Consider the following 10,516-nt stretch of genomic DNA (forward strand, 5'->3'; position numbering starts at 1 on the left):
TTCAAAAAAATCCAGAGTGACATTTCACTCTGGATTTTTTGTATTAAGAAACTTGTTCTAGTTCTTTTTTGGAAGGAGGGTTGAATTGACCTTCCCATTTAGAGATAACGATTGCCGCAAGTGAATTACCGATAACATTTACTACTGTACGTCCCATATCAAGAATACGGTCGATACCGGCAATGAATGCTAGACCTTCAATAGGAATACCGACAGTTCCCAATGTCGCTAAAAGAACTACGAAAGATACACCTGGTACACCAGCAATCCCCTTGGATGTGATCATTAACACTAGCATCAGCGTAATTTGCTCATACATGCTTAAATCGATTCCGTACATTTGAGCGATGAAGATAGCTGCTAACGCTTGGTATAATGTAGAACCATCAAGGTTAAAGGAGTATCCAGTCGGAATAACAAATGTAGCAATATGTTTCGGACATCCCGCTTTCTCCATTTTTTCCATGATTTTCGGAAGAACCGCTTCAGAACTTGCAGTAGAGAAAGCAAGAATCAATTCTTCTTTTAGAAGTTTAATCAAAGTAAAGATATTGAATCCTACAAATTTTGCAATAAGACCCAGAATGACAATTACAAAGAAGATCATTGTTCCGTAAACAGAAAGCGCTAACTTTCCTAACGGAATTAAAGATTCCAAACCGAACTTGGAGATAGTCACACCGATTAGTGCAAATACACCGATAGGAGCGAATTTCATGACCATGTTAGTTAGGTAGAACATTCCTTCAGCTACACCTTGGAAGAAACGGAATACTGGTTTACCCTTTTCACCGATGGCCGCAATACTTAGTCCAAACAACACGGAGAAGAAAATGATCGCTAGCATATCGCCTTCTACCATGGCTTTAACTGGATTGGATGGCACGATGTGTACAAGTGTATCTACGAACGATTCATGCTGCTTAGTTTCTGCTGTATCAACATATGTGGAGATATCAGTTTGTTCCAGGTTATTCATATTCACACCAGCACCAGGCTGGATGATATTCGCTGAAATTAAACCAACAGCAATCGCTATCATAGTTACGACAACAAAGTATGATAATGATTTAGCACCTAGTTTTCCTACCGCTTTCAAGTCACCTACACCGGCAACTGCAACGATAAGGCTGGATACGATGATCGGCACTACGATCATTTTAATCATTCGTAGGAAAATGTCCCCGAATGGCTGTAAAAAGCTTTGGGCCGACTCATTACCATAAAAAATGGCACCAACGATAATCCCTAGAATTAAACCAATGAAAATTTGGCTAGCTAAACTTAATTTGAATTTCTTCATTTACTTTCCTCACCTTCCATAAAGTCTTTGATGCAAAAACATTTTGTCTCGGTAAGGGAAACAAGATACTAATAAAAAGAAAGTAATTTTTCTTTTTTTGAAAAACTCTGTCTTTACGCCGAAAAAAAAGACACTTCATGTGTCAATTTCTTATTGGCGTGAATATTCACACATGTTCCCTTAAAGACGCTGACGAGGTTAGCTGTCGGGTTAGGAATTGGAAACACAAATGCCCTTTCATTTCTGAATTCACCCCTAGCGGATAAAATCCACAAAAATGGGTCCCCCGTTCTTGGAATAAGATTAAGCGAGTTAACTTATAATAAAATATTATACTAAAAATGATAATCTGTAAATATTTATTCGCATTAGTTCTAGAAAAAATCTTTAAATATGTCTGAATATTCTGCATTAGAGACTATTGTATCTATAATTACTCTTCCCGATTTTTAATCATATAAGTTATATTGATATATAATTAATCACTAATTTGACATCACCTCTCTTGATGAAAGAAGCGGTTATTTTTCCAATACGCCAAGTAACAGATATCTTACTTTTTCCCTAGAGGTGAATTTTTTATAAGTTGCTGCCTTCACTTTTCCAAATTGGATTGGGGTAATGAAATAAGAATGGTTCTTCGACACATGCGGCTCCATTAGAATGACGTCACCTACCGACGGGCCGTTTATGATTTCTTGCTTCCCTTCAGCCTTAAGCCCTTTTGTAATGTAATGTTTATCCACATAGCCATTTTTAGTCAATTTGTAAATATAAGGCTGTTTATGGTTTTTTATGGCTTCTATAGGAATGGAGGGTACACCGGCTTTCTCATTGGTTATTACAGTAAGATTCACTTTGGATCCCACCAACAAAGCTTCCGTTTCTTCACCTTCCGGTTCGATTAGTGCCTGAAATGGAAATCTGTTATCCTTTTTTAATGACGGCTCTTCAGCGGGATAGGAATGGATGCGACCTATCGTCCCTTTCAATGCCTTTTTTGAATCAGAGGAACCTGCTTTTATAGTCATGCCCACTTCAGCCTTTTTCATTTCCTCTTCAGAGAAATCCCCTTCAATTGCCATATTTGTTGAAACGATGGATATAATGGGATTATTCAGGTTTTTATTGATATTTTTAACTACACCATCAGCCTCACTCGTTGACACGATCGCACTGGACTGCTCCTCAATTGAAGTTATTTTAGCTTCAAGCATTTTCACTTTTTCATTCAAGCTGTTTTTTTCCAGTTCCTGCTTGTACATTTCTTGCTCAATGTTACTTTTAATAAGATCTGAGGAACTTGTTGTTATATCAATTTTCAAGTTTTTTTCCACCGATTCATCAATGGCTGCTTTTTCAGGATTGCTGGTGATGGTCCCTTGATAGGACCTCAACTTCCCTATGTATTCCTCAATACCTGCAATTTCTCCCTCAACTGCCGTTTTCTCCGCTTCCAAGTTCGCTTTAAGAGCATCAAGTTCGGTCGTCGTATACTCAAACAACGAGGAGCCAGCCGTAATCTCATCGCCTTCTTTAACAAGGAATTTCTTAAAATCATTTTTCTTGGTGTCAAAATAGATATCATACTCTTCTACAGGTTTAATTACCCCATTTGTTTGAATAGTATCCATAATTGTATCTTTTTTTACCTTAGTCCAGTTTTCAACGAAAACAGTTCGTTCCACTTTGCTTTCTTTTTTTTCAATAAGGTATAAGTTAACGGTTATTAAGACTATCGACGCAATGGAGACCGCTATAATTTTCCATTTCCCGCTCATTCATTTCACCCGCCTTATACAAATACGCCTACTTGGATGTATGCTAAAAAGGCTTTAACAAACCATGTGGCCAGATAGAATAGAACAATCATTAAAAGGACCAAATTACTATTTCGTTCTGAAAACTCCTTTAAATAAAAATATTGCAGAGCAATAATAAGAAATTGAAAAATGGTGATTCCGCTGAAAAAGTGAATGAAATAATCACTTCTGAGAAAATACTGACTGATGATCCCCAATGAAAAAGGATTGGCATCGCTGCCTATATCCATTAATACGAATAGAGGAATCAGTAATATTTTTTCCACTAATTGCAAAACAAAAAGAATCATTTGAACGATGACTAATTTTATATATGGGATATCAGTAACGATCCAAAAGAATAGAGCTGATAAAAATATGTATATGGAAGGGTCGATTATGCCTGTTATTATGTTGCCGCTCAAAATCAGCAGCTTTGCTGCTTCGAATTCATCGGCACTCATTTTCGTGATTTCTTTGGAGAATGATTCTGAACCAATGCCAAAATATCCCCCGATGGCGAATACTATAAGACTAAGAAAATATAAAAATAGTAATTTCAATCCAAGCTTTGTGACTGCCTCTGCATTTTGAAGCTGATAACGACTCCGATGAGGCTCTAAAATGCCCTTTAACAATCTGACCTGGTACACCATATGTGGTCCTCCTGCAAAAATTGATATATCTTCATATATTTTATCTTATTTTGGAAACAATTGCAGAAATAAGGAATGAATATACAAAAAAAACACATAATCATTCCCATTCATATTTAATCCCACCATACTAATTTGGAGTTAATACTGACAAATGTCGGGCAAGGACTTTAATGCGTGCAGGAGTTCGTCTATAGTTCTCTCCATCCATATCCACATCAAGTGGCCTCTTGGTTTCAATGGTCAGGGTATCGGCATTTAAATAAGTCACCCCAGAGTCAGAGATCATATTTTGTGTCCATGAACGCTTCATCGCTATTATTTCTAAAAATGCACCAAGGCTTGCATTTTCCAAGATGGCAACGCCGAAGAGTCCATCATCTGGACTAATCATGGGAAAGGGCAATAAATTGGTGCCGATAAAACAACCATTCAAAACCAAAATCATAACCGCTTCCCCTTCGATAACATTCCCATCATATTTTAGCTTATAGGAAAAGGGAGCATTCTCGCCAATTATCCTTATAGCACTTAATAAATATCCTATCTTACCAAACCTGCTTTTTTCCTGCTCATCAATATTGCTTGATGCATCTGAAATAAGCCCTACTCCCCAAAAATTAGAAAAATAATCGTTGTTGGCCTGCCCAATATCAATTGAACGAACTTTGCCATTCACTAATGCTTCCGCAGCTTGACGAACATTTTGAGGAATCTTTAATGTTCTGGAGAAGTCATTGCAAGTCCCTCCAGGTAAAACCCCAAACAGGGGCCGCCTCGGAAGCGGCGAAAGGCCATTTACACACTCATGCACCGTTCCATCTCCTCCTAATACGAAAACTACATCCATGTCTTCACCATATTCCAAGCAAAAACGGCATGCATCGCCCTTTTCCCTCGTTTGCAGAATGAGAAATTCATCAATATGTGGAGCTATTATCGGAAGACAACCCTCAAGATTCCTTTCGAGTTTATCATTACCGGCATTTTCATTATAAATCAGCATTCCCTTTTTCCATCGCATGATTTTTGCCCCCATATTATTGAAAGAATTGTCTTCTTCCCATCAATTTTACCTTTTCCTAAACCCCCGCTTTTGAAACTCATTAAGATCAAATGAAAAAAAGAGGCTATACGCCCCTTTCGGTAAAGCATTCATATACTTGTCAAATAATCCTTCATCATCAAGATAAGCTTTGAAGACAAGGGACTCCTTTTTTCATTTTTTTCCAAAAATAACAAAAGACTTTCCAAGATGATCGGGCTTGGACTAGCTTTTGAAAATTCCTCCTGGATTGCCTTTAAAGCTTCCATATTTTTACGTGTATCCATTCCCTCTTCTTTACGTGTTTCCACTTCCAGCATCCTGACGATGATCGAATGGATTTCTTCTTTTGGGCTCATATCCCGCATCGAGCATCCCGGTAGGGGAAATTGTTTCAACAATGGATCTTCCATGTTCTGCAGGCTTGCGATAATTGAATCCATCCGGTTCAATATGAAGCTAGGTAATAATTCCACATCAAAAGCATTTTGTTTCCTGATCAATATTCCGATATATCCTTTGAATAGGGAATCCAAAATTATGGTGCAATCCGGCAAAAGATCAGCTGAAAGTCCCGGGTATAACTCAATGATTTTACGCTTGAACCAAATCAAGCCCTCTTCATGGATATAATGTAAAAATTTATCTAGTTCTTTGCTGATATGAAGCATTTGTTCCTGCATCATCATTTGAATCAAATTGGTATTTCCCGTCATATGCTCAATGTGAACTGTGATTTGCCTCATGAACTTGTCTTTACTGGACAATGAAGCATCCAGTTCAAGATCAAGCAATGAGTCCGTCAACGCTTCATAATAAAATTTAAAAATGGAGACCAGTAATTCTTCCTTCGATTTAAAATGATTATAAAAAGACCCCTTTGCTATCCCACACTTTTCAGCAATTTCCTGAACGGAAGTGGCATGATAGCCTTTCTCCGCGAAAAGCTCTACAGATTTATCTATGATCATCTTATTTTTTTCTTTCATTAAATTCATCCTATCTCTTAAAATTATCCTTTGGTGACCGATGGGTCACATCTCCCAAATTGTATCCCAAAACCCTTGAAATCACAACGTTAACACTAGCGGATATTATCTGTTGCAATCATAATCCATATACTATATATTTGAGTCTATGACCGAATAGTCACAATTTTATGTATGGAGGGTACAAGCTTGAATTCAATAATTAAGTTTTCATTAAAGAATAAATTGGCAATCTGGTTGCTTACGATCATCATCGTTGCAGCTGGTTTATACTCAGGTTTAAACATGAAACAAGAAACCATTCCAAGCATCTCGACTCCTTTAATAAGCATCTCCACTGTATATCCTGGAGCTGCACCTGAAGAAGTAGCAGATAAACTTACGGACCAGATTGAGCAGAAAGTAACAAATTTGTCAGGAGTCGAATTAGTCAGTTCTTCGTCCATGGCTAATGCCTCTTCCGTCCAGTTACAATATGATTATGATACGGATATGGACGACGCTGTAAAAGAAGTGAAAGAAGCTTTAGAGAAATTAGAACTGCCTGAGGGAGTGGATGCCCCAAGCGTCTCTAAATTAGAATTAAACGCTTTTCCTGTCGTCGCACTCAGTGTAACAGATAAGGGTTCTGATTTACCAGCTCTTACAAAAAACGTCGAAGAGGTGTTGGTGCCTAAACTTGAAGGGATTGACGGCGTGACATCCGTATCAATTTCCGGACAACAAGTAAATGAAGGCAGCCTTGTATTCGACGAGGAAAAGATGGCTCAATACGGGCTCGATGAAGATACCGTAAAGAAGGTTATCCAGGCCGCAAACGTAAACATGCCGCTTGGCATATATAACTTTGATGATAAAGAAAAAACGATCGTTGTGGATGGAAACATCTCCACATTAAAAGACCTCAAAAATATAAAGATACCTTTAACCGGCGGCTCTCAAACAGGAACGCCGGCACAAACCGGACCGGAAACCAATCAATCAACTCCTGACATGGCAACAGGTCCTGCCCAAATGCAAAATGTCAAATTATCAGACATTGCCGATGTTAAAATCACCGGTAAGGCCGAATCGATTTCAAGAACAAACGGTAGCGAATCGATTGGAATCCAGGTTACAAGATCACCTGATGCCGATACAGTTGCAATCGTAGACGAAGTAAACGAAGAAGCCTCTAATTTCAAAGAAGAGTTTAAAGGCGTAAGTGTACACACTACGCTCGATCAAGCTAAACCGATTAAAGATTCTGTTGAAACCATGATCAGTAAGGCACTCTTCGGCTGTCTGTTTGCCGTCATTGTTATCATGCTGTTCCTTAGGAACTTTAAAACGACTCTCATTTCCGTCATTTCGATTCCATTATCCCTGTTAGCAGCGCTTTTGGTGCTCAAACAAATGGATATTTCATTGAATGTCATGACACTTGGGGCCATGACGGTTGCCATTGGCCGAGTAGTCGATGATTCCATTGTCGTCATTGAAAATATTTATAGAAGAATGGCTTTAAAAGGCGAACAATTAAAAGGCGGCGAATTAATACGATCAGCCACTAAGGAAATGTTCATCCCTATCCTTTCATCGACAATCGTTACTGTAGCCGTATACCTGCCTTTAGCCAGCGTTACAGGACCTGTCGGGGAACTATTCATGCCATTCGCCTTAACAATGGTGTTCGCATTGGTTGCTTCATTAATAATCGCCATCACTCTTGTTCCGGCAATGGCAGACTCTTTATTTAAAAAGGGACTATCCAAAAAAGAATTAAAATCACATGAAGAAAAACCAAGTAAACTATCAGCATTCTACCGAAAAGCACTGGATTGGTCGTTAAACCATAAGATAATCACTTTCGGTACAGCCATTGTATTATTGGTCGGCAGCTTATTCCTGATCCCAAGCATCGGTGTCAGCTTCATGCCTGCAGATGAAGAAAAAACGATTATCGTCACTTACACTCCCGCACCTGGAGAGTTAAAAGAAGATATTGAAAAGCAAACAGAAAAAGTGGAAAAATACTTCATGGATAAAGACGATGTGAAGACCGTTCAATACACACTTGGTGAAAGCATGATGGGCGGCGGCATGATGGGCGGCTCGAGTAACTCTGCTCTCTTCTATGTACTCTATGATGAAGACACTGAAGATTTCGGGGACAAAAAAGAAACCGTCATAAAAGAATTAACTGAACTTGATTCACCTGGAACATGGAAACAACAAGATTTCACGTCAACATCAAGCAACGAAACCACTCTATTTGTTTACGGTAATACACAAAAAGATATTGAACCGGTAATTGATGATATTCAAAATATCATGAAGAAAAATAAAGATTTAAAAGATGTTGATACAAGTCTTTCCGATGCTTATGAGCAATACACTCTAGTTGCAGACCAAGAAAAGTTAAGTGACCTTGGACTGACAGCTGCACAAATTGGCATGTCCATTGCCAATACGAATAAAGATGATGCTTTAACTACCATTAAGAAAGATGGAGAAGAAGTCAAAGTATATGTCGAGACAAAAGAAACGACATTCGAAGACAAAAAAGATCTTGAGAATACTAAAATTTCTTCTCCAATGGGAATGGAAATCCCATTGAAAGAGCTTGTGAAAATCGAAGAAGGCAAAGCTTCCGATACAATCAGCCGCCGCGATGGAAAAATTTATGCCGACGTGTCTGCAACAATCAAAACGGATGATGTGGCAGCAGTAACAGCAGATGTACAGAAGGAAGTTGATAAATTAGACCTTCCCGCAAGCGTCACTATAGACTATGGCGGAGTGACGGAAGATATCCAGGAATCATTCACTCAACTTGGTATCGCTATGTTAGCGGCCGTTGCTATCGTATACTTTGTCCTTGTCGTTACTTTCCATGGTGGTTTAGCACCAATAGCCATTCTCTTCTCCTTACCATTTACGGTAATCGGGGCATTGGCAGGGCTATTCGTTGCAGGTGAGACCATCAGCGTTTCAGCAATGATGGGTGTACTAATGCTTATTGGTATCGTTGTAACCAATGCCATCGTATTAGTGGACCGTGTTATCAAGAATGAAGAATCCGGGCTATCTATCAGGGAAGCTTTACTCGAGGCAGGTTCTACCCGTCTACGTCCAATCCTGATGACTGCCCTTGCCACAATCGGCGCTTTAATACCTCTGGCAATCGGTGCAGAAGGCAGTGGATTAATATCACAAGGTTTGGGAATTACCGTTATTGGCGGACTTGTGAGTTCTACATTGCTAACACTTGTAATAGTACCGGTAGTATATGAAGTCATAATGAAAATAGGTAAAAAGAAGAAAAAAACAGTTAAGTAAAGAATTAAAAAAGAGGGGATTCCTTATTAGGAATCCCCTCTTTCTTGTTCAAACAATGCACAATATGCTCTTATAAATACAACTTCACAGGCCCTCACGTCCTATTCGTCATTTCATTTCCAAGGAAATTTGTTTGTTTTAAATTCTTATATATAAACAAAAAAGGGAAAGAGCTCGCTTTCCCTTTTAATTTCTATGGATTAATGTTTGGTGAAAGTTTGGTCTATCGCATTTGCCAGGTCCAGCGATTTTTCTTTTAGATAACGCTTCGTTACATTTAAATCTTTATGACCGGCAAGCTTGGATATCGTTTGTATATCTATTCCATTATCCACTAACCTTTGGCAAAAGGTATGTCGCAGTTTATGTGGATGCACATTGTATTTTTTTAATATATATTGAACTGACCTCGGAGTGATCCTTTGATTATAGCTTGAGATGAATAACGGATCTGCTTTTTCTTTTAAAGAAAGAAGATAATTCTGTATATGCTGTATAGCCGATATTGTAAGGGGAACGGATCTATCGACCTCACCTTTTGCGTTCCTGACAAGTATATAATTTCGTTCTGTTTCCATGATGACGTCGCGGCCATTCAAGTCACATAATTCGGAGACGCGGATTCCTGTATGTAACAAAAGGTAGACGATGGCAATGTTTCTTAGGTTTCCTTCTGCTTCTATATCTCTTAACAGGATCTGCTGCTCATTTATGCTTAAAGTTTCAGGTACCTCAAGCTTGTGCTCCTTAACCTTACGTTCCACAGAAAGCATCACTTGCGGTTTACCTAAAAATTTAAAGAAAACATTTAAGGCGATATAGTGTTTTTCGATAGTCCCTGGGCTTTTCTTGCAATTTTCTAAATAATCAAGATAACCCTGAACATCTTCAGAATGAATCTCCATCAATATCTTTTGTGTCTGGTCACAAAACTGTGAAAGGACACCAGTATACGTTTTGATCGTATTAGCTGATTTGCCTTGGTCTCTCAACCATTCAGCAAACGAAAAAATCATTTCATCTTTAGCAGAGGTATCCATCGGCTATTCCCCCAATGACAGTTTCAGAACTACGTTAAGTTTAACATATATCCCTGTAGAAACGAAGAATTCTGTCCCTTTGTATTAATCAGATATGGATAATGCAGATAGAAGTAAAAATTAGTATGCATCCATAGTATGCCCTACCATGTATACTGCATATAACATTGTTTATGGTCCTTTTACTTCTCTACTTTTTAACAGTTTTAAAATATAAGATACTGAAGGATTGACAACGGCAAAAAAAGACCAGCCGGATGGCGGGTCTTTTGAAATGGCTTGGCGGCGTCCTACTCTCACAGGGGGAAACCCCCAACTACCATCGGCGCTGAAGAGCTTAACTGCCGTGTTCGGAATGGG

General features: G+C 38.6%; 7 protein-coding genes, 1 rRNA gene and 1 riboswitch. Of the genes, 1 reads left to right on the top strand and 7 read right to left on the bottom strand.

Annotation, left to right across the window (positions count from 1 at the left end; genetic code table 11):
• Positions 1-43: 43 nt before the first annotated feature.
• The 5 genes from ACWF5P_RS26250 to ACWF5P_RS26270 form a co-directional block, all read right to left on the bottom strand.
• Positions 44-1,303: a cation:dicarboxylate symporter family transporter gene (locus ACWF5P_RS26250; protein ID WP_434168298.1), complete on the bottom strand. Its 1,260-nt coding sequence runs from the start codon at positions 1,301-1,303 to the stop codon at positions 44-46.
• Positions 1,304-1,475: 172 nt separating this feature from the next.
• Positions 1,476-1,623: riboswitch (cyclic di-AMP (ydaO/yuaA leader) on the bottom strand.
• A gap of 201 nt (positions 1,624-1,824) precedes the next feature.
• Positions 1,825-3,084: an efflux RND transporter periplasmic adaptor subunit gene (locus tag ACWF5P_RS26255; protein ID WP_434168297.1), complete on the bottom strand. Its 1,260-nt coding sequence runs from the start codon at positions 3,082-3,084 to the stop codon at positions 1,825-1,827.
• Between the two features lie 14 nt (positions 3,085-3,098).
• On the bottom strand, positions 3,099-3,761 hold the full coding sequence (locus ACWF5P_RS26260; RefSeq protein ID WP_434168295.1) for a hypothetical protein: 663 nt from the start codon (positions 3,759-3,761) through the stop codon (positions 3,099-3,101).
• Between the two features lie 130 nt (positions 3,762-3,891).
• The gene (locus ACWF5P_RS26265) at positions 3,892-4,785 is read right to left on the bottom strand and encodes a YegS/Rv2252/BmrU family lipid kinase (protein WP_434168294.1); all 894 of its coding nucleotides are present in this window, start codon (positions 4,783-4,785) and stop codon (positions 3,892-3,894) included.
• Between the two features lie 131 nt (positions 4,786-4,916).
• Positions 4,917-5,795, bottom strand: a complete 879-nt coding sequence (locus ACWF5P_RS26270; RefSeq protein ID WP_434168293.1) for a TetR family transcriptional regulator — start codon at positions 5,793-5,795, stop codon at positions 4,917-4,919.
• Positions 5,796-5,984: 189 nt separating this feature from the next.
• On the opposite strand from ACWF5P_RS26270, the gene ACWF5P_RS26275 reads away from it, so the two are divergent.
• Positions 5,985-9,116 (top strand): efflux RND transporter permease subunit, encoded by a 3,132-nt coding sequence (locus tag ACWF5P_RS26275; protein WP_452445504.1) that lies wholly within the window; start codon positions 5,985-5,987, stop codon positions 9,114-9,116.
• 200 nt (positions 9,117-9,316) lie between these two features.
• Here ACWF5P_RS26275 and ACWF5P_RS26280 read toward each other — a convergent pair whose 3' ends face one another.
• Both ACWF5P_RS26280 and rrf read right to left on the bottom strand, forming a co-directional pair.
• Positions 9,317-10,156, bottom strand: coding sequence for a tyrosine-type recombinase/integrase (locus ACWF5P_RS26280; protein ID WP_230178864.1), 840 nt, complete (start codon positions 10,154-10,156; stop codon positions 9,317-9,319).
• Positions 10,157-10,433: 277 nt separating this feature from the next.
• Positions 10,434-10,516 (bottom strand): 5S ribosomal RNA (gene rrf, locus ACWF5P_RS26285); the annotation flags it as partial.

This window comes from Peribacillus sp. NPDC055009, assembly GCF_053608705.1.

Bases quoted from the DNA above. Each gene is read 5' to 3' on its own strand.
- ACWF5P_RS26265 (WP_434168294.1), bottom strand. From the start codon at position 4,785: ATGCGATGGAAAAAGGGAATGCTGATTTATAATGAAAATGCCGGTAAT.
- ACWF5P_RS26270 (WP_434168293.1), bottom strand. From the start codon at position 5,795: ATGAAAGAAAAAAATAAGATGATCATAGATAAATCTGTAGAGCTTTTC.
- ACWF5P_RS26250 (WP_434168298.1), bottom strand. From the start codon at position 1,303: ATGAAGAAATTCAAATTAAGTTTAGCTAGCCAAATTTTCATTGGTTTA.
- ACWF5P_RS26260 (WP_434168295.1), bottom strand. From the start codon at position 3,761: ATGGTGTACCAGGTCAGATTGTTAAAGGGCATTTTAGAGCCTCATCGG.
- ACWF5P_RS26255 (WP_434168297.1), bottom strand. From the start codon at position 3,084: ATGAGCGGGAAATGGAAAATTATAGCGGTCTCCATTGCGTCGATAGTC.
- ACWF5P_RS26280 (WP_230178864.1), bottom strand. From the start codon at position 10,156: ATGGATACCTCTGCTAAAGATGAAATGATTTTTTCGTTTGCTGAATGG.